This is a genomic window from Maritimibacter fusiformis (assembly GCF_008086115.1).
GTDB classification, from domain to species: Bacteria; Pseudomonadota; Alphaproteobacteria; order Rhodobacterales; family Rhodobacteraceae; genus Muriiphilus; species Muriiphilus fusiformis.
The window spans coordinates 262463-286509 of record NZ_VSIY01000013.1; the positions used below are offsets into that span (position 1 = coordinate 262463).

The following is a 24047-nucleotide window of genomic DNA, read 5'->3' on the forward strand; positions in this document are numbered from 1 at the left end:
TCGGGTCGCGGGCGGGCGGGCAAATCCCTAGTCTTTGCATCGAGGAGACCGACATGAGCCATATCGACCAGCACGCGGATGAAACCGCCTATCACTACCAGATCATCCGCCGCGCCATCGAGGCGATCGACGCGGGCGGACCCGGTCTGACGCTCGAAGAACTGGCCGGCGAGATGAACATGAGCCCGGCGCATTTCCAGCGGCTGTTCACGCGCTGGGTCGGGGTCAGCCCGAAACGCTATCAGCAATACTTGACGCTGGGGCTGGCCAAAACGCTGCTGCGCGACCGGTTCACCACGCTGGAGACGGCGAATTCGGTCGGGCTGTCGGGGTCGGGGCGGCTGCACGACCTGTTTTTGAAATGGGAGGCGATGAGCCCCGGCGATTTCGCCCGCCAGGGTGCCGGGCTGACGATCCGCTGGGGGTGGTTCGACAGCCCGTTCGGCCCAGCCCTGGTGATGGGCACCGACCGGGGCCTGTGCGGCCTGGCCTTTGCCGCCGAGACCGGCGCCGATGCGGCGATGGCCGATATGCGGGCGCGCTGGCCGAAAGCGGAGTTCGTCGAAGACCCCGGCGCGCTCGCCCCCGATGTGACGGCGGCCTTTGCGCAAAAGGGGGAAACGCACCTGCACCTGATCGGCGCGCCGTTTCAGATCAAGGTCTGGGAGGCGTTGCTGGCGGTGCCGTCCGGCCACGTCACCAGCTATTCCGAGATCGCCGCGGCGGTCGGCAACCCCAAGGCGGTGCGCGCGGTCGGAACCGCGGTCGGGCGCAACCCGGTGTCGTGGCTGATCCCCTGCCACCGCGCCCTGCGCAAATCCGGCGAGCTTGGCGGCTATCATTGGGGCCTGCCCGTGAAACGCGCGCTGCTGGCGTGGGAGGCCGCGCGGGCCGACGCAGACGACCGGAAAACCGCCTGAACCGGCGGGATATCGCCATGAATTGCAGGTCAAGCGGTAAAATACCTTCGTTCCGGGGAACGAATCTCCTACAGTCGCGTTAAGCTTCTGTTTTCAAAAGGGGGGATAACATGCCTAACCTGAAACCAGCACTGGCGCTGCCGCTTGCTGCTGTCCTTGCTCTCACGGCCTGCGAAACCGCGGGGCCACGCGAAAGAACCGGCGCCACGGTGGGCGCTGTGGGCGGCGGCCTGCTGGGCGCGGCACTGGGCAGAAGCCCCGGTGCGGCGGCGGCGGGCGCGGTGGCCGGCGGGATCGTCGGCGGCGCCATCGGCCACGGTCTCGACAAGCAGGCGGGCGAATTGCGCAGCGCCTTCGGTGACAGCCGGATCGGCGTGGTCAACACCGGCTCGGCGCTGATCGTGACGATGCCGCAGGACATCCTGTTCGCCACCGACAGCGCGACCCTGACCGGCACGCTGCAATCCGATCTGGGCGTGCTGGCGCGCCACCTGCAGAAATACCCCAACTCGACCGTGCAGGTGATTGGCCATACCGACAACGTGGGCGAAGCCAACTACAACCTGAACCTGTCGCGCCGCCGGGCGGCGGCGGTCACGGCAGTGCTGGTTTCCAACGGCGTGTCGTCCGGGCGCATCGCGACCATCGGCAAGGGCGAGGATCAACCGATCGCCTCGAACCTGTCGGCGGCGGGCCGCGCCCAGAACCGCCGGGTCGAGATCATCATCATCCCGAACTGATCGGGTCGATTCCACGACATCGAGGCCGGGCCGCGTGCCCGGCCTTTTTCGTTGCCCGCCGCATCTTGCGGTCATATCTTTTGACCAATCACCGGACAGGGGCGAAACATGCCGTTCGAAAAGGTCGAGCCGGAAAAGCTGTCGGCGGCGGTCACGCGCCAGATCGAGCTGTTCATCCTGCGCGGCATCCTGCGCCCCGGCGAGCGTCTGCCGCCGGAGCGAGAGCTTGCCGAACGTCTCGCGGTGTCGCGCCCGTCGCTGCGCGAGGCGATCGCGGATCTGCGCGACAAGGGCCTGCTCAGCACGAAGCGGGGGGCCGGGGTTTACGTGGCGGATGTGCTGGGGTCGGCGTTTTCACCGGCGCTGGTGCGCCTGTTCGCCTCCTATGACGAGGCGCTGTTCGACGCCATCGCCTTTCGCCGCGACATGGAAGGGCTGGCCGCCGAGCGCGCCGCGCGCTTTGGCTCCGACACCGATCTTGCGGTGATCGACGCGGCGTTTTCAAGGATGGCCTCGGCCCGGCCCGGCGACGAGGCGGCGCGGGACGCCGATTTTCACATGGCGATCATCGAGGCCGGCAACAACGTGATCCTGCTGCACATGATGCGGGCAATGTATGACCTCCTGGCGGCGGGTGTATTCTACAACCGGCAGGTGATCTTTGCGCGCAACACCACCCGCGCGGAATTGCTGCGCCAGCACGCCGCCATGAACGACGCGCTGCAGGCGCGCGACGCGAACGCCGCCCGCGCCGCCATCGAGGCGCATCTGGATTTCGTCTCGGGGGCGCTTGTCGACCATATCCGCGCCGAGGCCAACGAACAGGTGGCGCGTCAGCGGCTCGACCACGACACCGGGTCCTAGGCGTCGTCGCGGGCGTCGTCGCGCAACTCCTGCGCCAGGAAGCGTTCGAAACTGTCGAGGTTGACCGGCTCGAACTGGCCAAAGCCCTGCATCCAGACCGACGCCCCCCTCAGCGCATCCGGTTCCAGCTTGCACCATTTCACCCGTCCGCGTTTCTCCTGGCTGATCAACCCGGCGCGGCTGAGGATGCCCAGGTGCTTGGAGATCGCGGCCAGCGACATCTCGAACGGCTCGGCCACGTCGGTCACGGCCATGTCGTCTTCCAGCAGCATCGACAGGATCGCCCGGCGGGTCGGGTCGGCAAGGGCAGCAAAGACGAGGTCGAGGCGGGTCTGCATGCCCTCGCGATACGCCGGGCCCCGGCATTGGTCAACCGGCAGGTTGAATATGGCTGGAGCCCGCAAAACCGGCCAAACCCCCGCCCGGCCCGGTCGCGACAGACTCGCACACCAGATTTTATCGTTTTTATTCAACGCCCTGCAGACCCCGACCCCAACGCCAAACCCAGTTGACTCACCGCCCCGCGCCGCTTAGCAACACGCCAAGCACGTGAGGGGGCATTGCGCGCCGTGACCGAGCCAGAAACCGACTTTCCAAGGGACCGCCTGAAGGCGCTCGAGGACCGGTTGGCCAAGGCGAAAAAGGTCGAGGACGACGCCCACCACATGAAGAAGGATTACGCCCAGGCAAACCTGGCCTGGCGCATGGTCATCGAGCTGGTGGCCGGTCTGGGGATCGGTTTCGGCATTGGATACGGGCTGGATCGTCTGCTTGGGACGTTGCCCCTGTTCATGGTGATCTTCATCCTTCTGGGCCTGGCGGCGGGCATCAAGACGATGCTGGGCTCCGCCAAGGAGGTCGAACGGCAACTGGCAGCGAAAGCCGCCGAAGACGAGGAAGAAAGACGTGGCGACTGAAGCGGCACCTGGAGAAGAGACCGGCGGGCTGGTGTTTCACCCGCTTGACCAGTTCATCGTCAAGCCCCTGTTCAACCCGGAGGGCGCGGTTCACTGGTATACCATCACCAACGTCACCCTGTGGCTGGCGCTGGCCGTGGTCGCCATCGTCGCGCTGTTCGTTCTGGGCACCCGTGGCCGGGCCATGGTGCCCTCGCGCAGCCAGTCGATCGGCGAGGTGCTCTACGGTTTCACCTACAAGATGGTCGAGGACGTGGCCGGCAAGGACGCGATCAAGTTCTTCCCCTACATCATGACCCTTTTCATGTTCATCCTGTTCTCGAACTACCTGGGCCTGATCCCCGCCAGCTTCGCCACCACCTCGCATATCGCCGTCACCGGCGTGCTGGCGCTGGCGGTGTTCCTGACCGTCACCATCGTCGGTTTCGTCAAGAACGGCGTCGGGTTCCTGGGCCTGTTCTGGGTCTCGTCGGCGCCGCTGGTGCTGCGCCCGATCCTGGCGATCATCGAGCTGATTTCCTACTTCGTGCGGCCCGTCAGCCACAGCATTCGTCTTGGCGGCAACATCATGGCCGGCCACGCGGTGATGAAGGTGTTCGCGGGCTTCGCCGCGGTCGCCGCCATCAGCCCCTTCGCGGTGCTGTCGATCACCGCGATCTACGGGCTGGAAATGCTCGTGGCCGGTGTCCAGGCCTACGTCTTCACCATTCTGACCTGTGTCTATCTCAAGGATGCGCTGCATCCGTCGCACTAGGGTCGGACCCTTCAAGTTCAACGCAATTCCATCGTAAGGAGAGAAATCATGGAAGGCGAACTCGCTCAACTCGGTCAATACATCGGTGCCGGCCTCGCAGGCATCGGCTCGGGTGCTGCCGCCATCGGTGTCGGCCACGTTGCCGGCAACTTCCTGTCGGGCGCGCTGCGCAACCCGTCGGCCGCTGGTGGTCAGACCGCCATGCTGTTCATCGGCATCGCCTTCGCGGAAGCCCTGGGGATCTTCTCGTTCCTCGTCGCGCTTCTGCTGATGTTCGCCGTCTGATCCTTCGCGACCCTTCCTTACGAACGGTGAGACTGGCCGAGGCCGGTCTCGCCGATCCGATCCGGGTTCCAGGAGGACAACATGGCAAGCGAAACCGATAACGTGGCCGCAGGTGCAGCCGACGCAGCAGCCGCCCCCGGCATGCCGCAACTGGATTTCTCGACATTCGGGAACCAGATCTTCTGGCTCGTGGTGACGCTGGTCGTCATCTATTTCGTGCTGACGCGTATCGCGCTGCCCCGCATCGCGGGCGTTCTGAACGATCGCCAAAGCTCGATCACCAATGACATCGCGGCCGCCGAAGACCTCAAGCAGAAGGCCGTCGAGGCCGAGGAAGCCTATAACCAGGCGCTGATCGACGCCCGCGCCAAGGCGCAGGACATCATCGCCGAGGCCAAGGCGGAAATTCAGGCCGACCTCGACGAAGCCGCCGCCAAGGCGGATGCCGAGATCGCCGCCCGCACCGCCGAGTCCGAAAAGGCCATCGCGGCGATCCGCGACGGCGCGGTCGAAAGCGTCAAGGTGGTGGCCAAGGACGTGGCCCAGGACGTTGTTGCGTCGATGGGCTTTTCGGCGGACGCCAAGGCGGTCACCGCCGCGGTCACCGCACGGATGAAAGGGTAACGCGATGAAACACATTCTGGCCGCCCCTCTCGCCCTTGCCGCCACCCCGGCGCTGGCCGCATCGGGGCCGTTCTTCTCGCTGCACAACACCAACTTCGTGGTGCTGCTGGCCTTCATCCTGTTCCTTGCGGTGCTGGTCTATTTCAAGGTGCCCGGCATGATCGGCGGTCTGCTCGACCGGCGCGCCGAAGGCATCAAGGCCGAGCTGGACGAGGCGCGCGCCCTGCGTGAAGAGGCCCAGACCATCCTGGCCTCGTATGAACGAAAGCAACAGGACGTGGCCGAACAGGCCGCGCAGATCGTCGAACACGCCAAGCGCGAGGCCGAGGTCGCCGCCGAGGTCGCCAAGAAAGACCTCAAGGATTCGATCGCCCGCCGCCTCGCCTCGGCCGACGATCACATCGCTTCGGCCGAAGCCGCCGCGATCAAGGACGTGCGCGATGCCGCCATCGCGGTCGCCATCGGCGCGGCAAAGGACATCATCGCCAAGCAGATGAGTGCTGCCGAAGGAAACAAGCTGATCGAGGATGCCATCGCCGACGTCGAGGCCAAGCTGCACTGAGACAGCGGACAGTGAAGACGGAAAACCCGGCCCTCGCGCCGGGTTTTTTGTTGCGCGCACGGCCCGCTGCGGCGCCGTGGCTCAGTGCGCCTGGGCCCAGTTCGCCCCCTGCCCCGCATCCACCACCAGCGGCACCGACAGCTTGACCGCCGGGTCGGCGGCGCCCTCCATCACCTCGCGGATCACCGCAATCGCCTGGTCCACGGCATCCTCCTCGATCTCGAAGATCAGTTCGTCGTGGACCTGCAGCAGCATCTTGACCGGCAGCGCCTCGATCGCGGCGGGCATGCGGATCATCGCCCGGCGGATGATGTCGGCGGCGCTGCCCTGGATCGGCGCGTTGATCGCGGCGCGGCGCGCGAACCCGGCCTGCGGCCCCTTGGCGCCGATCTCGGGCGTGTGGATCTTGCGCCCGAACAGGGTTTGGACGAACCCGTGTTCCTTGCCGAAGGAAATGGTGGCGTCCATGTATTCCTTGATGCCCGGGTATTTCTCGAAATAACGGTCGATGAAGCCCTGCGCCTCGTTGCGCGGAATGCGCAGGTTGCGCGCCAGGCCAAAGCCGGAAATGCCGTAGATCACGCCGAAATTGATCGCCTTGGCCTGCCGCCGCACCTCTGGCGTCATCTCGTCCAGCGGCACGTCGAACATCTCGGACGCGGTGGCGGCGTGAATGTCCTCGCCATCCAGAAACGCCTGTTTCATCGAGGCGATCCCGGCGACATGGGCCAGGATGCGCAATTCGATCTGGCTGTAGTCGAGCGAGACCAGGAGCTTGCCCTCGGGCGCGACAAAGGCCTCGCGGATGCGCCGGCCTTCCTCGGTGCGCACCGGGATGTTCTGCAGGTTCGGATCGGTCGAGGCCAAGCGCCCGGTGTTCGCCCCGGTCTGCACATAGCTGGTGTGAACCCGCCCGGTTTCGGGGTTGATGTGCTGTTGCAGCGCGTCGGTATAGGTCGATTTCAGCTTGGACAATTGCCGCCAGTCCAGAACCCGCGCGGGCAGTTCGTGCCCTTCGGCGGCGAGGTCTTCCAGAACATCCGCGCCGGTGGCATAGGCGCCGGTCTTGCCCTTCTTGCCGCCGTCCAGCCCCATCTGGTCGAACAGGATTTCGCCAAGCTGTTTTGGGCTGCCCACGTTGAACTTGCCGCCCGCCAACGCGTGTATCTCGTCCTCGAGTGCCGCCATCTTCTGCGCAAAGACGTTTGACATCCGCGCCAGCGCCTCGCGGTCGACCACCACGCCGTTACGCTCCATCCGGGCCAGAACCGGCACCAGCGGGCGTTCGAGCGTCTCGTAGACGGTGGTGACCTGCGCGCGGTGCAGTTGCGGCTTGAAGGTCTGCCACAGGCGCAGCGTGACATCGGCGTCCTCGGCGGCGTATCTCACCGCGTCCTCCACCGGCACGCGGTCGAAGGTGATGGCGGATTTACCGCTGCCCAGCAGCGTCTTGATCGGGATCGGGATGTGGCCCAGATACCGCTCCGACAGCGCGTCCATGCCGTGATTGTGCAGGCCGGAGTAAAGCGCGTAGGACATCAGCATGGTGTCGTCGATGGGTGCCACGTCGATGCCGAGGCGCGCGAAGATCTTGGCGTCGTATTTCATGTTCTGGCCGATCTTCAGGATCGACGGGTCTTGCAGCACCGGCTTCAACGCGGCCAGAGCGGCCTCCAGCGGCATCTGCCCTTCGGCCAGATCGTCCGACCCGAACAGATCGTCCGCCCCCCCGGCCTTGTGGCCGAGCGGGATATAGCAGGCCTCGCCCGGCACCACGGCCAGCGAAATCCCGACCAGTTCGGCCTGCATTTCGTCCAAAGACGTGGTCTCGGTGTCGACCGCGACATAGCCGCGCTCGTAGATCTGCGCGATCCAGCGGTCGAGCGCCTCGGCGGTCGCCACATGCTCATACCCCGCCGGGTCGATCGGCGGCAGGCCGGGGGCATCGGGCGTGGTCTCGGCGGCGGGCGGTTCGGGGATATCGGAGATATCGACGCCCATCCGGTCGGCGATGCGCTTGGACAGTGACCGGAATTCCATCGAGGCGAGGAACGGCAACAGAACCTCCGGGTCCGGGTCCTGCAATTCCAGGTCGTCCAGCGTCTCGTCCAGCGGCACGTTCTCGTCGAGCCGCACCAGATCGCGCGACATGCGGATCTGATCGGCCTTTTCCAGCAAGGTCTGGCGGCGTTTGGGCTGGGGAATCTCAGCGGCGCGCTCGAGCAGCGTGTCGAGATCGCCGTATTCGTTGATCAGCAGCGCCGCCGTCTTGATCCCGATACCGGGCGCCCCCGGCACGTTGTCGGTGCTGTCGCCGGCCAGTGCCTGCACATCGACCACCCGTTCAGGGCCAACGCCGAATTTCGCCTCGACGCCCTCGCGGTCGATCCGCTGGCCCTTGATCGGCTCCAGCATCTCGACGCCGCCGCCGACCAGTTGCATCAAGTCCTTGTCGGACGAGATGATGGTGACGCGCCCTCCGGCCTCGCGCGCCTGGCGGGCGTAGGTGGCGATGATGTCGTCGGCCTCGAAGCCCTCTTTCTCGATGCTGGCGATGTTGAAGGCGCGGGTGGCGTCGCGGGTCAGCGGGAATTGCGGCACCAGGTCTTCGGGCGCGTGCGGGCGGTTGGCCTTGTAGTCCGGGTAGATCTCGTTGCGGAACGACTTGCCGGAATAGTCGAAGATCACCGCCACATGGGTCGGCGCGTCATCGCCCCTGTTGTCCTCGATCTGCTTGAACAGCATGTTGCAGAACCCCGCGACCGCCCCGATCGGCAGCCCGTCGGACTTGCGCGTCAGCGGTGGCAGCGCGTGGTAGGCGCGAAAAATGTAGGCCGAGCCGTCGACCAGGTGAAGATGGCATCCCTTGCCGAAGGCCATGGCGGCTCCTTTTCTGGCGCTGGACGATGTCGTGCGCCTTGCGGATCAGTGCGCGGACGCGCCTTCGGCCAGGACATACCGGGTGTCGCAATAGGGGCATTCGACCCAGCCCTGATCGTCGGGAATGGTCAACCACACGCGGGGATGCCCGGTGGCCGGACCGCCGCCGTCGCAGGCGACCTTTTTCTTGTCGACGACCTTGGTTTCGGGAGCTTGGAGCGTCATGGCGTGCCTCTGTTCGTTGCGCGTGCGCATGATACCAAGCCACCTTGCGCGAACAAGGGGCATCGGCGGGCGCGGTGGGTCTACTTGGGTTCGTTCGGGATCATCCGGCCGAGATCGCGGCCGGAACAGATATGGGTGTGCAGATGCATGACCTCCTGCACCCCGGCGGCACCGCTGTTGACGATCACGCGGTAGCCCTGCCCGTCCTCGCCGGGCGACAGGCCCAGCTTGTCGATCACCTGCCGCATCGCGCGGTGGTAATCGGCGATCTCGGCGTCGCTGGCGGCGTCGATGAAGTGGTCCCAGGTGACGTAGGGCCCCTTGGGGATCACCAGCACGTGCACCGGCGACTGCGGCGCAATGTCGTTGAAGGCCAGGCTGTGCTCGGTCTCGAGCACGGTATCGTTGGGGATCTCGCCGCGCAGGATCTTGGCGAAGATGTTCTCATGGTCATAGGTGTAACCCATGGCGGTCTCCTAGTCGCAGTACAGGTTCTCCGAGCGCGCAATCTCGACCGCCCGCTCTTCGGGGATCGAGAGGAACTTGGCAAGGGGGATCGCGTTTTCCTCGGCGCTGTCGGTCTCGCGCATCAGGTAGCTGTGTTCGAAATCGGCATCGCGGATACGGTCGCTTTCAAAGTAAAAGTCCGAGCGGATCGCCGGGATCAGCTTGAGGATCGCATCCTCCGGCGTGCGCTCGCCCGCCAGCCCGATCCGCATGGCGTGGCCCCTGATCCAGTCGTCGGTGAACTCGGTCTCGATCTCGAGCAGCCGCGTGGTCGAACGGTCGGCGTAGAAATCGCGCAACAGGTCCAGGTTGTCGGGATCGAGGCAGATCGCCAGCCGGTCGGTCTCGAAATAGTCGAACAGCATGCGCATCAGGGCGCGCCGATGCCGGGTGCGTTTTTCGATCGTGGTCTGGATGCCGCCGAGGTCGGGCAGCGCCGTGCCCTCCTCGTCGAACAGGTATTCGATCGACGGGATGTTGGTGGCCTGGGCGATCCGCGCCATCAGCCGCTTGCCGACGTGCCATTTCTTGGCGATCACGATCAACAGCTCACGCTCGCGCCCCAGGGTCGATTCCGCCTCCCAGAAGCGCGGCGCAAAGCGCTGCCCGACCCGGCCCCGCCCGACCAGGAAGTTGAACAGCGACCGGCCCTCGTTGGATATCTTGAACTCGACCCCTTCGGTGGCATAGAGCGCCCCCAGCCGCCGCCGCAGCTCGCGCGCCTCGGGGCTGATCTTGCGCGCGAACAGGTAGTCCTGCGACAGCAACAGGTCATAGTGGTCGTTGTAGAACGTCACCGGCATGCCGTAATCGGTGAACATCAGGAAGGTCAGCGTGCGGGTGCGAATCTCGCTGTCCGGCACCATGTGGCGCACCAGCGTCTGAAAGAACGTCTCGTCCGGGATCCATGTCGTCGCGAAGAACCGCATCACGTCGCGGCGCCGGCGGGTGAATTCGAGAATCCACTCGATCGTGCGCCGCCTGAGACACCACCATTGCGAGCCGATCATGATCTGCAAGTCGTCGGGGATCTTGCGCGCCAGCCCCAACCGCTTTTGCCACTCGACCGAGGTATAAAAACGCCACTTCTGCGTGCGTTCGTTGAAGTAGTGGCGGTAGATCAGCCGCTCTTCCTTCATCCCGGTCTTGATCCAGTCGCTTTCGAAGAAATCGAAGCTCTCGATATAGTCCACGTCCTCGGCATCGAGAAAATCATGGGTGAACTCGGCCGACTTGATCGTCATGCAATCGCCCGACACCATGTAGAAATGCGTGGCCCGCGGAAACGCCTCGACCGCCGCCTCGACCGCCGCCAGCGTGCCCTCGACCAGCGACCATTCCCCCCAGCCGCATTTGACCCGTTTCTTCGCGAAGGCCACCGAAGGGTTGCCCGCCAGCGCCGCCCGGATCATCTCGTAATCCGACGCCTTGGAGCGCGCATCGAAATGGATCGACAGATAGTCACCGGCCGCGGTCAGCCGCTCAGCCTGCTCGATGATGGCTTTCGGGTCCTTGTGGCTGAGCAGGATGAAGGCGATTCTTGCCATTTCGGATACCAATTGGCTGGGTCAGCGGCGATTGTTGACATACCTAATGCAACGAACCATTGAATAAACAGTGTTTGTTTGCTTTTTTCTTCGCAACAAGAACATTCTGCACAGGATGCGGGCGGCAAGGGCGGACAGGCACGATGGGGTTTCCCGGAACTTGGATGACGGAAAGCGAAAGCGTGGTCTACCGCGTGGTGCCCAAATGCGCCTGCTCGACCATCGGCCAGATCATGTATTACTCCGACCACGGCAAGTTCTACGACGGCGACGTGCATGACGCCACCGAGGGGCTGCACAAATGGGCCTTCGATGACAGCAAGCCGGTGATCGAAGCCAACGTGAAGGCGCACAAGAGCTATGCCTTCACCGCCGTGCGCAACCCCTACTCGCGCATCCTGTCCAGCTTCTTCGACAAGATCTGCGGCATTCAGCGCAACGGAAAACGCTACCGCGGCAATCTCGTGCCGCTCCTGATCCAGAAATACGGGGTCGAGGTGGGAGATCCGGAAAACGGCTTCGAGTTCGACCAGATCGCCAGCTTCCGCCGCTTTCTGCTGTTCGCCCGCGACACCATCCGCTGGCGCCGCCCGATGGACCCCGACATCCACTGGAGCGCGGTGTCGGGCCATGTCTCGACCTTCATCCACAACGGCGGCACCTACGACCACATCCTGCATATCGAGAACTTCAATCCCGGCATGAAGGTGGTGCTGGATCACATCGAGACCCCGCACAAGGTCGACCTCGCCAAGATCCCGCGCTTCAACGAAAGCGAAGGCCACGGGCCGAAACGCGCCCATCCGGTCGAGGACTACTTCGACGACCTGTCGATGCACCTGGTCTACGAGATCTACAAACGCGATTTCGAGGTGTTCAAATACGACGCCGAAAACCCCGGCAAGTCGAAACCCACCGGCAAGATCGACCTCGACGAGGTGCACAAGAAACTGGGGCCGAAGAACTAGGCCAGCGTTTCGCGCAGGAACCCGGCAGTGCGGCCCAGCGCCAGTCCTGCCGCCTTCGGATCGTAAGCCCCGGCGGCGCGCAACTCATTCATATCGCGCTCCAATGTCCGATACATCGGCACCCGGCGCGGCAAGGTCGCGATAGCTCGGCGTCAGGCCCCACCACGAATGGATCACCAACACGCCGGCCCCGACCGGCCCAACGGGCAGAATGAGCGCCATTCCCATCCTCCCGGTTTGACCGCGATCATGGCAACCGGTCCGCACGCCTGCCTATTCTGAGCGCAAACCACAAGGCCGCGCCATGACCGAAATCATCACCGTCACCGCCGAGACCGTCGACAAGCACGGCTTCTTTTGCAAGATGAGCGCCCGCAAGACACCTGCCTGGCAGGCCAAGCGCGACTGGCTGATGGCGCGTTTCGACGAGGGGCTGCAACTGCGTCTGCTCGGGGACGGCGAACGCGGCTTTGTCGAATTCATGCCGGGCGACAAGTCCTGGCGGGCCATCGACGGGGCCGGGGATGTCGTGGTCATCCACTGTCTCTGGGTGGTCGGCAAGTCCAAGGGGCAAAGCCACGCCACGGCCCTGATGAACGAGGTCGAGAACTGGGCGCGCGCGAACGGCTACCGCGGCGTCGCGGCGCTGACCTCCAGCGGCAACTGGCTGATCGAACCGGGGGTGCTCGAACATCGCGGATATGCCTCGGTCGACCACGCCGACCCCGGCTTCGACCTGATGCTGAAACGCTTCTCACCCGGCCCGGACCCGCGCCTGTCGGGCGACTGGGACGCCAAGGCCGCCGCCTGCGGCCCCGGCCTGACCGTGCTGCGCAGCGCCCAATGCCCCTACCTCGAAGACGCCGCGGCCCACGCCAGACGCGCCGCCGACCACCTCGGCCTCGCCTTCACCGACCGGCTGATCGAGACCGCGGACGACCTGCGCGCGCACTCACCCACGCCCTACGGCACCTACGCGCTGGTCCACGACGGCAAGCTCCTCGCCTACCACTACCTGCTGGAAAAGCAGATCCTCGCGGCACTGACCTGACCCTGCTGCTTCATCTTGGCGGCAAATACTCATGCCCGAGGGACCGGCCAGAGGCCGGGACCGAGACAGGCCTGCGCGCCGCAGGCGCACAATCTGGCGGCCTCAGACCCCGAGACACCAGCGCATGATCGCCTTCTGCGCGTGCAACCGGTTCTCGGCCTCGTCGAAGATCACCGAACTGGGTCCGTCCATCACCGCATCGGTCACTTCCTCGCCGCGATGCGCCGGCAGGCAATGCATGAACAGCGCGTCGGGTGCCGCCGCCGCCATCAGGCGTTCGTTCACCTGGTAGGGGCGCAACTGGTTGTGCCGCCTTTCACGGGTCGACAGCGCGTCGTGCATCGACACCCAGGTATCGGTGACCACCAGATCGGCCCCGGCCACCGCCTCGACCGGGTCGCGCGTGATCTCGATCTTCGCCCCCTTGGCCCGCGCCTCCTCGACGAAGGCCCGGTCCGGGTCGAGCGTCGGCGGCCCGGTGAAGGTCAGGTGAAACCCGAACTGCCCCGCCGCCTGGATGAACGAGGCCGCGACGTTGTTGCCGTCACCGGCCCAGACCACCTTTTTGCCGGCAATCGGCCCGCGATGTTCCTCGTAGGTCATCACGTCGGCCATGATCTGGCAGGGATGGCTGCGGTCGGTCAGCCCGTTGATCACCGGCACCGTGGCGTGCTCGGCCAGTTCGTGCAGCGAGGTCTCGTCGAAGGTGCGGATCATGATCAGGTCGACATAGCGGCTCAGCACCCGCGCGGTGTCGGCGATCGACTCGCCATGCCCCAGCTGCATTTCCGAGCCGGTCAGCACCAGCGTCTCGCCGCCCATCTGGCGCACGCCCACGTCGAAACTCACCCGGGTCCGGGTCGAGGGTTTTTCGAAGATCAGCGCGACGACATGATTGGCCAGCGCCTGCTCGGCATCGGGCGTGCCCTTGAGCATGCCGGCACGCGCGTCCTTCATCCGCCGCGCGTTGTCGATCATCTGGCGCAGATCGGTCGGGTCGGTGGCGTTGATGTCGAGAAAATGCCTCATGCCCCGGCCCCTTTCACCGCGCTTGCCGCGGCGTCGAGCCGCCGGATCGCCTCGTCGATGTCCTCGTCGGAAATGGTCAGCGCCGGCAACAGCCGCACCACATTGTCCGCCGCCGGCACGGTCAGCACCGCCTGGTCATAGCCCGCCTTGACCACGTCGGTATTCGTGACCTTGCAGCCAAGCCCCAGCATCAACCCGCTGCCGCGCACCTCGGTGAACACCTCCGGGTGTGCGGCCACCAGCCCCTCGAGTTTCTGGCGCATGTGTCCGGCCTTGCGGGTCACCTCGTCCAGAAAGGCAGGCTCGGCCACGATCTCCATCACCTTGGCGCCCACCGCACAGCCCAGGGGGTTGCCGCCGTAGGTCGAACCGTGGCTGCCCACCGTCATCGCCGCCGCCGCCGCCTCGGTCGCCAGCACCGCGCCCAGGGGAAACCCGCCGCCGATGCCCTTGGCAACCATCATGATGTCGGGGGAAACGCCGGCCCATTCATGCGCGAACAGCTTGCCGGTTCGGCCCATGCCGCACTGCACCTCGTCGAACACCAAGAGCAACCCGTGCTGATCACACAGGTCGCGCAGCCCCTTCAGGCATTGGTCCGGCACCTGGCGGATGCCGCCCTCGCCCTGGATCGGCTCGACCAGGATCGCGGCGGTGTTGTCGTTGATCGCGGCATAGAGCGCGTCATGGTCGCCGAAGGGGACATGCACGAAGCCGGGCATCAGGGGACCGTAACCTGCGGTCATCTTCTCGCTGCCCGCCGCCGCGATGGCGCCGGTGGAACGGCCGTGGAAGCTGCCGGAGAAGGTCACAATCTCGGTGCGCCCGGGCTGGCCGGCGGCGTGAAAATGCTTGCGCACCATCTTGATCGCCAGTTCCGCCGCCTCGGTGCCGGAGTTGGTGAAGAACACGCTGTCGGCAAAGGTCGCCGCCACCAGCCGGTCGGCCAGCGCCTGCTGCTGCGGGATCTCGTAGAGGTTCGAGACATGCCAGAGCCTGCCCGCCTGTTCGGTCAACGCGGCCACCAGCGCCGGGTGGGCATGGCCCAGCGCGTTCACCCCGATCCCGGCCCCCAGGTCGAGAAATCGGCGCCCGTCGGTTGTCGTGAGCCAGGAACCTTCGCCGCGCTCGAAAGCAAGCGGCGCACGGGCATAGGTCGGCAGAACGGACGGGATCATCTCGGTCATCCTTTGGAAAAAGAAGCCTTTGGGTGCCGCAAGGGCAGGCCGGTGTCAATATTGTTGGATGGGGTGTGCCACGGTGGCACGCGAACAAGGCAGGCGAGGCGTCAGGCGCGCGAGCACCGGCGTCGGGGTTCGAAAAAGAGCGTGGCCTTGGTCATGCCGCGTGCAATAGGCGCAGCGCGCGATCCTGTCCATCCCCTTTTCAAGCGGCCCGGCATGGGATACGGGAAACCGCATGGACGGGCCGCCACGCGTGCGCGCCTTGTATCCACCCGGCGCATGACTAAAATAGGGTGCTGGAGAATTCAGAGGCGGGCACGGCCCGTCCGAACTTGGGAAATCGCATGTCCTGGACCGAAGACCGGGTGGAAACACTCAAGAAAATGTGGGCCGAGGGCCAGTCGGCCAGCCAGATCGCCAAGGAACTTGGCGGCGTCACCCGTAATGCGGTGATCGGCAAGGTGCACCGGCTGGGCCTGTCCAACCGCGCCGGCGGCGGCTCGACGCCCAACCCGGCGGTGGCTGCGAAAGCCAAGGAAAAGCCGGCCAAGCCCGCCGCCAAGCCCAAACCCGCCGCCGCCGAGAAGAAGCCGGAAAAGACCGAGGCCGCCGAGCCGGCACCCGAACGGCCAGCGATCCCGGCCCGCAAGCAGATCATTCCGGCCGGTCAGCCCTTGCCGCCGCAACCCTCGGCCAACGAGATCAGCCCCGAGGCGCTGGCCAGCGTGCGCGAGGTCGAGAAGACGGCCAAGCGGATCAGCCTGATGGAATTGACCGAGCGCACCTGCAAATGGCCGATCGGCGACCCCGCGACGCCGGAGTTCTGGTTCTGCGGCCTGCCGGTGCAACAGGGCAAACCCTATTGCGAGGCCCATGTCGGCGTGGCGTTCCAGCCGATGTCCTCGCGCCGCGACCGCAAGCGGTAGCGATGTCGGACCGGCTTCGCCGATCCGACCGGCGGGGGGCGCTGCCCCCACGTCTGTTTCGCTGACGCGAATCAGCCGTTCCCCCCGGAGTATTTCTGCCAAGATGAAACCCGAATGACCAATCCGCCTGACCTGCGCCCGGACCGGGCGCGCGCAGAGGTTCGGGGCGATGCCCGCCCGGGTCAGCCCCGGATCGGGATGGTCAGCCTTGGCTGTCCCAAGGCGCTGGTCGACAGCGAGCGCATCCTGACGCGGCTGCGCGCCGAGGGCTATGCGATCAGTGCGGACTATGGCGGAGCCGATGCGGTGATCGTGAACACCTGCGGCTTTCTCGACTCCGCCAAGGCCGAGAGCCTCGAGGCGATCGGCGAGGCGCTGGCCGAGAACGGGCGGGTCATCGTCACCGGCTGTCTCGGGGCCGAGCCCGAGTATATCACCGGCGCGCATCCCTCGGTTCTGGCGGTGACCGGCCCGCATCAGTATGAGCAGGTGCTCGATGCCGTGCATGTCGCGGTACCGCCCAGCCCGGACCCGTTCATCGACCTGCTGCCCGCCTCGGGGGTCAGCCTGACGCCGCGGCATTACAGCTATCTGAAGATTTCCGAGGGATGCAATCACCACTGCAAGTTCTGCATCATCCCGTCGATGCGGGGCCGGCTGCAATCGCGCCCGGCACATGCGGTGATCCGCGAGGCCGAGCGGCTGGTCGAGGCCGGGGTGAAGGAGCTTCTGGTCATCTCGCAGGACACTTCGGCCTATGGCGTCGATCTGAAACATGCGGAAAGTGGCGGCCACCGCGCCCATGTCACCGACCTGGCGCGCGATCTTGGCAGTCTCGGCGCCTGGGTGCGGCTGCACTATGTTTACCCCTACCCGCATGTGCGCAAGTTGATCCCGCTGATGGCCGAGGGTCTGGTGCTGCCCTATCTCGACATCCCGTTCCAGCACGCGCATCCCGACACGCTGCGCCGCATGGCGCGGCCGGCGGCGGCGGCGAAGACGCTGGACGAGATCGGGGCCTGGCGGCGCGACTGCCCGGACATCACCCTGCGCTCGACCTTCATCGTCGGCTATCCCGGCGAGACCGAGGCGGAGTTCCAGACGCTGCTCGACTGGCTGGACGAGGCGCAGCTCGACCGGGTCGGGTGCTTTCAATACGAGAACGTCGCGGGCGCGGCGGCGAACAATTTGCCCGACCATGTGCCCGACGAGGTCAAGCAGGATCGCTGGGACCGGTTCATGCAGAAGGCGCAGGCGATTTCGGCGGCGAAACTGGCGGCCAAGGTGGGCCGGCGGCTCGCGGTGATCGTCGATGCGGTGGACGCGGACGGGGCCACCTGCCGGACCTGGGCGGACGCGCCGGAGATCGACGGAAACCTGTTCATAGACGAGGGTTTCGCAGCGCTTTCCCCCGGCGATATCGTGACCGTCGAGGTCGACGAGGCAGGAGAGTATGACCTGTGGGGGCGGCTGGTCTGAGATCGCGGCTCAGAACGGGATCAGCCGTTCCAGCGCCGTGCCGTCCGCCCAGGTGCCATGCAGCGCGCCGTTGGCCATGACCACGTAGACCACCGGGTCCTGCTCGCCCCAGTCGACCACCAGCACGCGGCCGTCGCGAAACCCGAGACCGTCGTAGCTCGATGCCCCGACCGTCCAGTGCACCCGGATGGCGCTGCCGTCCTCGTCGATCCGCACGCTGCCGGTATAGGCCGAGCCATCGGGGTTACGCCCTTCGGCGCGGTAGGTGCCGGTCAGGTCCTGCGCCAGCGCAAGCGCAGGCAGGAAGAGAAGCGGCAGGGCGAGGATGACGCAGCGGATCATGGGGTGGGCTCCTTGTGACTGGCGCAAGCCTAGCCCAAAACGCCACTCAGACAAGTGCGCACCACCCCCCTAAGCCTGCAACGCCCTCACATCCATCTCGCCTTCCTCGCGCGCCTTCATCGCCAGCGCGGCGGCGTTCGATCCGGCGGCGGTGGTGAAGTAGGGGATCTTGTCGTAGAGCGCGACGGCGCGGATGTCGCGGCTGTCTTCGACCGCCTGGGTGCCTTCGGTGGTGTTGAAGACAAGCTGCACATCGCCGTCCTTCAGCCGGTCGACGATGGTGCGCCCGCCTTCGTAGACTTTGTTCACGGTCTCTGCCTTGACGCCGTTTTCAGTGAGCCAGGCGGCGGTGCCGCGGGTGGCGAGGATCGAAAACCCGAGGCCCGCGACGATCGTGGCGGCCTCCAGCATCTCGTCCGTCTTGTCCGCGTCGCGGATCGAGATGAACACGCAGCCCTCGCGCGGCAGGTCGGCGCCGGCGCCCATCTGCGCCTTGAGGAAGGCGCGCGGGAACGAGCGGTCCCAGCCCATGACCTCGCCGGTCGAGCGCATTTCGGGGCCGAGGATGGTGTCGACACCGGGAAAGCGCGCGAAGGGCAGCACCGCCTCTTTCACCGAGAACCACGGCACGTTCGGGTCGCACAGCGTCATCGGGTCGGCATAGGGGATCGGCTGGCCATAGGCGGCGCTGGCGGGATAGGGCGCGCGATGCGGGAAATTGGCCATCGGTTCGCCCGCCATCAGCCGCGCGGCGATCGAGGCGATGGCGCTGTCGGTGGCCTTGGCCACGAAAGGCACGGTGCGCGAGGCGCGCGGGTTGACCTCGATCAGGTAGATTTCGCCGTCCTTGACCGCGAATTGCACGTTCATCAGCCCCTTGACCTTGAGCGCGAGCGCCAGCGCCTCGGTCTGACGCTCGATCTCGGCGACGATGTCGGCGGGCAGGGTGTGCGGCGGCAGGCAGCACGAGGAATCGCCCGAGTGCACGCCAGCCTCCTCGATATGCTGCATGATGCCCGCGACATGCACGGTTTCGCCGTCGCAGAGCGCATCGACATCGACCTCGGTGGCGCCTGACAGGTAGCTGTCGAGCAGCACCGGGCTGTCGCCCGACACCACCACCGCGTCGCGGATGTAGCGGCGCAACTGGTCCATGTCGCGCACGATTTCCATCGCGCGACCGCCCAGCACATAGGACGGGCGGATCACCAGCGGAAAGCCGATCTCGAGCGCCAGGTCCAGCGCCTCCTGATCGGTCGAGGCAATCGCGTTGACCGGCTGTTTCAGCCCCAGCCGGTTGACAAGATCCTGAAACCGCTCGCGATCCTCGGCCAGGTCGATGGCGTCCGGCGTGGTGCCCAGGATCGGGATGCCGGCCTCTTCCAGCGCATTGGCCAGTTTCAGGGGCGTCTGGCCGCCGAATTGCACGATCACGCCGTGCAGCGTGCCCTTTTCCTGCTCGACGCGCAGGATTTCCATCACGTGCTCGAAGGTCAGCGGCTCGAAATACAGCCGGTCCGAGGTGTCGTAGTCGGTCGAAACGGTCTCGGGGTTGCAGTTGACCATGATGGTTTCATAGCCCACGCCGGTCAGCGAATAGCAGGCGTGACAGCAGCAATAGTCGAACTCGATCCCCTGCCCGATCCGGTTGGGACCGCCGCCGAGAATCACCACCTTCTTGCGGTCGGACGGCCGCGCCTCGCATTCGACCTCGCCCATCACCGGGGTCTCGTAGGTGGAATACATATAGGGCGTCTGGGCCTCGAACTCGGCTGCGCAGGTGTCGATCCGCTTGAACACGGCGGCGATACCCAGGCCAAGCCGGGCGCGGCGCACCTCGGCCTCGGTCTGGCCGGTGAGCGTGGCGAGGCGGGCATCGGTGAAGCCCATCATCTTGAGCGCACGCAGGCCGTGTTCGGTGTCAGGCAACCCGGTCTCGCGCACCTTTTCCTCGGCCTCCACGATCTCGCGGATACGGGCCAGGAACCAGGGGTCGAAATCGGTGACGCCGTTGATCTCGGCGTCCGACAGCCCGTGGCGCATGGCCTGGGCGATCACCCGGATGCGGTCGGGGGTCTTGGCCGCCAGCGCCTTGGTCACGGCGGCCTTGTCGGGCGCGCCTTCGATGGTGATCTCGTCGAACCCGGTCAGCCCGGTCTCCATCGAGGCCAGGGCCTTTTGCATGCTCTCGTGGAACGTGCGCCCGATCGCCATCGCCTCGCCCACAGATTTCATCGCGGTGGTCAGTTCGGGCTTGGCGCCGGGGAATTTCTCGAACGCGAAACGCGGGATCTTGGTGACGACATAATCGATGGTCGGCTCGAAGCTGGCGGGCGTGACCTTGGTGATGTCGTTGTCCAGTTCGTCCAGCGTATAGCCCACCGCCAGTTTTGCCGCGATCTTGGCAATCGGAAAGCCCGTGGCCTTGGAGGCCAGCGCCGACGAGCGGCTGACGCGCGGGTTCATCTCGATCACCACCATGCGCCCGTCTTCGGGGTTGACCGCCCATTGCACGTTGGAGCCGCCGGTCTCGACCCCGATCTCGCGCAGCACGTTGATCGAATGCGTGCGCATCAACTGGTATTCCTTGTCGGTCAGCGTCAGCGCCGGGGCCACGGTTATCGAATCGCCCGTATGCACGCCCATCGGGTCGACGTTCTCGATCGAGCACACGATGATGGCGTTGTCGGCGGTGTCGCGCACCACCTCCATCTCGAATTCCTTCCAGCCCAGAAGGCTCTCGTCGACCAGGATCTGCCCGACCGGGGATGCGTCCATGCCCGAACGGCAGATCTTTTCGTAGTCCTCGCGGTTGTAGGCCACGCCGCCGCCGGTGCCGCCCAGCGTATAGGCGGGCCGGATGATCGCGGGCAGGCCGACCTCGTCCAGCGCGGCCATGGCGCGTTCCATGCCGGCGCGCAGGTCGAACTTGCCATTCGGCAGTTTCGGGGCCGCGACGATGGTGGCCTTGGGGTTCTCGATGCCCAGCCGGTCCATCGCCTCGCGAAACAGCTTGCGGTCCTCGGCCATCTCGATGGCCTCGCGCTTGGCGCCGATCAACTCGACGCCGTGCTCGTCCAGCACACCCATGTCGGCCAGCGCCAGCGCGGTGTTCAGCCCGGTCTGCCCGCCCATGGTCGGGAGCAGCGCGTCGGGCTTTTCCTTGGCGATGATCTTGGCGACGACCTCGGGGGTGATCGGCTCGATATAGGTGGCGTCGGCCATTTCCGGGTCGGTCATGATCGTGGCGGGGTTCGAGTTGACCAGGATCACCCGGTAGCCTTCCTCGCGCAGCGCCTTGCAGGCCTGGGCGCCGGAATAGTCGAACTCGCACGCCTGCCCGATGATGATCGGTCCCGCGCCGATGATCATGATGGACTTGATATCGGTTCTTTTGGGCATGGTCTCACCTGAAGCAGCGGGTCCGGCACGCGGGCCGGGCCGGCCGCGCGCAAATTCTCGTGGGTTATAGACGCGAGCGCTCCGGGTGCAAGGGCCGATTGGCCGGGCCCGGGCGTCGGGACAGCCAAAACACCAAGGCAAGCAGCCCCAGAGCGACCGCCAGATGCAATCCGGCCTGCGGGAAGGTCAGCGCCGGAACGCGCGCCATCCACAGAAACAACGGCAGCGAAAGCACCGCCGCGACCGCCAGCGCCACCGTGACGGTCCGGGCCGGTGTCAGAAACACGACCAGCCCCGGCAGCATCAGCGCCGGAAGGATCAGGTAGTGTAGCCAGGGCAGCGGGTTGGTCACAACCGCAAGCAGCAGCATCGCGAACAGCCGCGCCCAGATCCGGGGCCGCTTGCGCAGGGTCCGGGTCATGCCCCAGATCGCCACCGCCCCGGCGATCAGAACCAGCCGCATTACCCAGCCGATCCAGACCGGCTCCGGCTCCAGCACCGGCAGCGGCACCGACCAATAGGCGGTGCCGTCGATCACCGCGCCGATCTGGTAGAGCATCATTTCCAGCCCCGCCGAGGTGCGCGAAATCATCACGCTGTCGTCAAGGGCGGCGAGTTTGGCGAGGAACGCCTGGTGCATCGGCCAGCCCGCCATCAGAACCGAGGCCGCGGCCAGTGCACCGCCCACCACCACAAAGGCGGCGAGCGCGCGCCAGCGCCGCTCCATCACGAAGATCACGACCAAAAGCGCAGGACCAAGCTTCATCGCCGCCGCCAGCGCCAGAACAGCGCCCGCCCCCAGGTCGCGGCGCCCGGCGAGCAGAACGAAGGCCAGCAGCGTCACGAACGAGACGATGATCTGCGGCTGGCCCAGCCACAGCCCGAAGAACCCGAAGCCGCTGCCCACGCCCAGCGCAAGCGACAGCGCGGCCCATGTGCCAAACCCGATCCGGCTCGACCCGATCAGGCGGAACGACAGCCAGATCGTCCCGGCAAGGGCCGCGATGTTGAGCGCGTTGACGGCGTCGAAGAAGCCTTGGGCCGACACCCGCTCGACCACCGGCGCCAGAAGCGCCGCCCAGAGCGGCGGGTAGAGATAGGGCGTGAGTTTGCCATCGGGGTTGCCCTGGGACGCGGCCAGCGCCGCCCACGCGGCAGGCGGATCGACGACGCGGATATTCGCGCCGGGCAGATACACCAGGTCGGGGTCGCCCTGCCCGATGAAATGCGCGGCGAAATAGATCGCCGTCAGGTCGACCGACCACGTGCCGCGCAGAAACAGCCACAGCCCGACCGAGGCCAACGCGACGATGGCCCAGCCCAGAATGACCTGCGCGCGCGGGGTCACACCGCCGCCCGCGTTGTCGAAAGATGTGGTCGCGCTGTCACTGACCGATGCCCGTATCGCCGCCTCCGGCCCGACACTAGCGCATCTTCGGGATCACACAACCGCGCGCTATTCGGCCGCCTTGGCGTGGGTATGCGCCCGGTCATGCGCCGCGTCGCGATAGAGATAGTCGCGGGTGATCGGCGCGGCGGTCATGTGTTTGCCGATCTGGACCTGGTAGACCAGCAGCGTGCCGACGCGGAAACTCGCCTCCATCGACAGCAGGTAATAGCGCCACATCCGCACGAACCGTTCGTCATAAAGGGCGCGGGCCTTGTCTTCATTGGCCATGAACCGCTCATACCAATGGCCGAGCGTCTTGGCGTAATGCAGCCGCAGCACCTCGATATCGGTCGAGACCAACTCGGCCCGGTCGACCGCGCGCTGCATCTCTGACAGCGCCGGGGTATAGCCGCCGGGGAAGATGTATTTCACGATCCACGGATCGGATTCGTTGGGCGGGCCGACATGGCCGATCGAATGGATCAGCGCCAGCCCGTCATCGCTGAGGTGATCGCGGACAAAGCGGAAATACTCGTCGTAATGCGGCACGCCGACATGTTCGAACATCCCCACCGACACGATCCGGTCAAAGCTCTCGGGCACCTGGCGATAGTCGGTCAGCCGGAACTCGACCCGGTCCGACAGCCCCGCCTCTTCGGCCCGGCGCACCGCCACCGCGTGCTGTTCCCTGGACAGGGTCACCCCCACGACCTTGGCGCCGTAATCGCGTGCCAGCGTCAGCGCCATGCCACCCCAGCCGCAGCCGATATCGAGCACCCGCATCCCCGGCTCGATCAAGAGCTTTTTCGCGATATGCTGCTTCTTGGCCTCCTGGGCTTCGTCCAGCGTCATGTCCTCACGCGCGAAATAGGCGCAGGAATACTGCCGGTCGGCATCCAGGAACAGGTCGTAAAGCTCGCCCGACAGGTCATAGTGATGCGCCACGTTGGCCTGCGCCTTGCCCACCGGCGCAAACTGGCGAAACCGCCGCGCCATCATCCGGCCCAGATCCAGCGGGCGCTGGAACCACGGCGCGCCGGCGCGGTTGATGTTGGGGATCATGAAGTCGAAAAAGGCCCGCAGATCGTCGTTCTCGACCTCGAAGGTGCCGTCCATATAGGCCTCGCCGACCGCCAGGTTCGGACTGCGCAATATCCGCCCCGGCAGCCTGGGGTCCTTGACCGTGACCCCCAGCTCCGGCTCGCCCTGTCCATAGCGTTTCGTGCGTCCATCGGCGAATGTCACCCGCAACGTGCCCACTTGCACGATATGCGAAAGTAGGTGATCCAGAAAAACGCTCCTCATAGCGGTCTCCTTTCACGCCGGCCTCCGGCCGGTCTCTGGTAACTGGCGACTCACCACGCCTCGGGAACCTCAACCCCTTGCTACCGCGCCAGTTTTTACCGTCATATGGCACAGATGTTTTTCCATTCGGCCTCGAATGTAAACCA

Annotated in this window: 24 protein-coding genes; 12 read left to right on the forward strand and 12 right to left on the reverse strand. The window is 65.7% G+C overall.

Features of this window, described 5'->3' with window-relative positions; genetic code table 11:
• Window positions 1-53 precede the first annotated feature (53 nt).
• From FVF75_RS13535 to FVF75_RS13545, 3 genes are all read left to right on the forward strand, one after another.
• Entirely contained in the window at window positions 54-920 is an 867-nt protein-coding gene (locus FVF75_RS13535; protein WP_187393077.1) for a methylated-DNA--[protein]-cysteine S-methyltransferase, read from the forward strand.
• A gap of 110 nt (window positions 921-1030) precedes the next feature.
• Window positions 1031-1660 carry a YiaD family glycine zipper/OmpA-like lipoprotein gene (locus tag FVF75_RS13540; RefSeq protein ID WP_148378877.1) on the forward strand — a complete coding sequence of 210 codons (630 nt, stop codon included), beginning with the start codon at window positions 1031-1033 and terminating at the stop codon, window positions 1658-1660.
• Between the two features lie 108 nt (window positions 1661-1768).
• Window positions 1769-2524: an FCD domain-containing protein gene (locus tag FVF75_RS13545; RefSeq protein WP_148378886.1), complete on the forward strand. Its 756-nt coding sequence runs from the start codon at window positions 1769-1771 to the stop codon at window positions 2522-2524.
• On the opposite strand, the gene FVF75_RS13550 is transcribed toward FVF75_RS13545, so the two are convergent.
• On the reverse strand, window positions 2521-2862 hold the full coding sequence (locus tag FVF75_RS13550; protein ID WP_148378887.1) for an ArsR/SmtB family transcription factor: 342 nt from the start codon (window positions 2860-2862) through the stop codon (window positions 2521-2523). The genes FVF75_RS13545 and FVF75_RS13550 overlap by 4 nt on opposite strands.
• A gap of 231 nt (window positions 2863-3093) precedes the next feature.
• On the opposite strand from FVF75_RS13550, the gene FVF75_RS13555 reads away from it, so the two are divergent.
• From FVF75_RS13555 to FVF75_RS13575, 5 genes are all read left to right on the forward strand, one after another.
• Window positions 3094-3441, forward strand: coding sequence for an AtpZ/AtpI family protein (locus tag FVF75_RS13555; RefSeq protein ID WP_148378889.1), 348 nt, complete (start codon window positions 3094-3096; stop codon window positions 3439-3441).
• Window positions 3431-4195, forward strand: coding sequence for a F0F1 ATP synthase subunit A (locus FVF75_RS13560; RefSeq protein ID WP_148378891.1), 765 nt, complete (start codon window positions 3431-3433; stop codon window positions 4193-4195). Before FVF75_RS13555 ends, FVF75_RS13560 begins: the two co-directional genes overlap by 11 nt.
• Window positions 4196-4243: 48 nt before the next feature.
• Complete coding sequence (locus FVF75_RS13565; RefSeq protein ID WP_148378893.1) at window positions 4244-4480, forward strand: F0F1 ATP synthase subunit C; 237 nt, start codon at window positions 4244-4246, stop codon at window positions 4478-4480.
• A gap of 81 nt (window positions 4481-4561) precedes the next feature.
• Window positions 4562-5104, forward strand: coding sequence for a F0F1 ATP synthase subunit B' (locus FVF75_RS13570; RefSeq protein WP_148378895.1), 543 nt, complete (start codon window positions 4562-4564; stop codon window positions 5102-5104).
• Between the two features lie 4 nt (window positions 5105-5108).
• Window positions 5109-5666 (forward strand): F0F1 ATP synthase subunit B, encoded by a 558-nt coding sequence (locus tag FVF75_RS13575; RefSeq protein WP_148378896.1) that lies wholly within the window; start codon window positions 5109-5111, stop codon window positions 5664-5666.
• Between the two features lie 81 nt (window positions 5667-5747).
• On the opposite strand, the gene polA is transcribed toward FVF75_RS13575, so the two are convergent.
• From polA to FVF75_RS13595, 4 genes are all read right to left on the reverse strand, one after another.
• Complete coding sequence (polA, locus tag FVF75_RS13580) at window positions 5748-8546, reverse strand: DNA polymerase I (protein WP_148378897.1); 2799 nt, start codon at window positions 8544-8546, stop codon at window positions 5748-5750.
• Window positions 8547-8591: 45 nt separating this feature from the next.
• Window positions 8592-8771, reverse strand: a complete 180-nt coding sequence (locus tag FVF75_RS13585; RefSeq protein ID WP_148378899.1) for a zinc-finger domain-containing protein — start codon at window positions 8769-8771, stop codon at window positions 8592-8594.
• An 80-nt stretch (window positions 8772-8851) separates the two neighbouring features.
• On the reverse strand, window positions 8852-9238 hold the full coding sequence (locus FVF75_RS13590; RefSeq protein ID WP_148378901.1) for an HIT domain-containing protein: 387 nt from the start codon (window positions 9236-9238) through the stop codon (window positions 8852-8854).
• Between the two features lie 9 nt (window positions 9239-9247).
• Complete coding sequence (locus tag FVF75_RS13595; protein ID WP_148378903.1) at window positions 9248-10825, reverse strand: DUF5928 domain-containing protein; 1578 nt, start codon at window positions 10823-10825, stop codon at window positions 9248-9250.
• A 143-nt stretch (window positions 10826-10968) separates the two neighbouring features.
• Between FVF75_RS13595 and FVF75_RS13600 the strand changes: the two genes are divergently transcribed.
• Window positions 10969-11793, forward strand: coding sequence for a sulfotransferase family protein (locus tag FVF75_RS13600; RefSeq protein WP_148378905.1), 825 nt, complete (start codon window positions 10969-10971; stop codon window positions 11791-11793).
• 84 nt (window positions 11794-11877) lie between these two features.
• Here the strand turns inward: FVF75_RS13600 and FVF75_RS17605 are convergent, their stop codons facing one another.
• On the reverse strand, window positions 11878-12015 hold the full coding sequence (locus FVF75_RS17605; RefSeq protein ID WP_187393078.1) for a hypothetical protein: 138 nt from the start codon (window positions 12013-12015) through the stop codon (window positions 11878-11880).
• A gap of 82 nt (window positions 12016-12097) precedes the next feature.
• Here FVF75_RS17605 and FVF75_RS13605 point away from each other — a divergent pair, with 82 nt between their 5' ends.
• Window positions 12098-12844: a GNAT family N-acetyltransferase gene (locus tag FVF75_RS13605; RefSeq protein WP_148378907.1), complete on the forward strand. Its 747-nt coding sequence runs from the start codon at window positions 12098-12100 to the stop codon at window positions 12842-12844.
• Window positions 12845-12946: 102 nt separating this feature from the next.
• On the opposite strand, the gene argF is transcribed toward FVF75_RS13605, so the two are convergent.
• Window positions 12947-13873, reverse strand: coding sequence for an ornithine carbamoyltransferase (gene argF, locus FVF75_RS13610; RefSeq protein ID WP_148378909.1), 927 nt, complete (start codon window positions 13871-13873; stop codon window positions 12947-12949).
• On the reverse strand, window positions 13870-15051 hold the full coding sequence (locus FVF75_RS13615) for an aspartate aminotransferase family protein (protein WP_148379096.1): 1182 nt from the start codon (window positions 15049-15051) through the stop codon (window positions 13870-13872). Before FVF75_RS13615 ends, argF begins: the two co-directional genes overlap by 4 nt.
• 350 nt (window positions 15052-15401) lie before the next feature.
• Here FVF75_RS13615 and FVF75_RS13620 point away from each other — a divergent pair, with 350 nt between their 5' ends.
• Both FVF75_RS13620 and rimO read left to right on the forward strand, forming a co-directional pair.
• The gene (locus tag FVF75_RS13620; RefSeq protein WP_148378911.1) at window positions 15402-15983 is read left to right on the forward strand and encodes a GcrA family cell cycle regulator; all 582 of its coding nucleotides are present in this window, start codon (window positions 15402-15404) and stop codon (window positions 15981-15983) included.
• Between the two features lie 114 nt (window positions 15984-16097).
• Complete coding sequence (rimO, locus tag FVF75_RS13625) at window positions 16098-17462, forward strand: 30S ribosomal protein S12 methylthiotransferase RimO (RefSeq protein ID WP_148378913.1); 1365 nt, start codon at window positions 16098-16100, stop codon at window positions 17460-17462.
• A gap of 9 nt (window positions 17463-17471) precedes the next feature.
• Here rimO and lfb1 read toward each other — a convergent pair whose 3' ends face one another.
• The 4 genes from lfb1 to FVF75_RS13645 all read right to left on the reverse strand — a co-directional run bounded on the left by lfb1 (window position 17472) and on the right by FVF75_RS13645 (window position 23901).
• Window positions 17472-17804, reverse strand: coding sequence for an LIC10280 family protein (lfb1, locus tag FVF75_RS13630; protein WP_148378915.1), 333 nt, complete (start codon window positions 17802-17804; stop codon window positions 17472-17474).
• 69 nt (window positions 17805-17873) lie between these two features.
• Complete coding sequence (gene carB, locus FVF75_RS13635; RefSeq protein ID WP_148378917.1) at window positions 17874-21206, reverse strand: carbamoyl-phosphate synthase large subunit; 3333 nt, start codon at window positions 21204-21206, stop codon at window positions 17874-17876.
• A gap of 64 nt (window positions 21207-21270) precedes the next feature.
• Complete coding sequence (locus FVF75_RS13640) at window positions 21271-22554, reverse strand: glycosyltransferase family 87 protein (RefSeq protein ID WP_187393079.1); 1284 nt, start codon at window positions 22552-22554, stop codon at window positions 21271-21273.
• 108 nt (window positions 22555-22662) lie between these two features.
• The gene (locus tag FVF75_RS13645) at window positions 22663-23901 is read right to left on the reverse strand and encodes an SAM-dependent methyltransferase (protein ID WP_148378921.1); all 1239 of its coding nucleotides are present in this window, start codon (window positions 23899-23901) and stop codon (window positions 22663-22665) included.
• Between the last annotated feature and the right edge of the window lie 146 nt (window positions 23902-24047).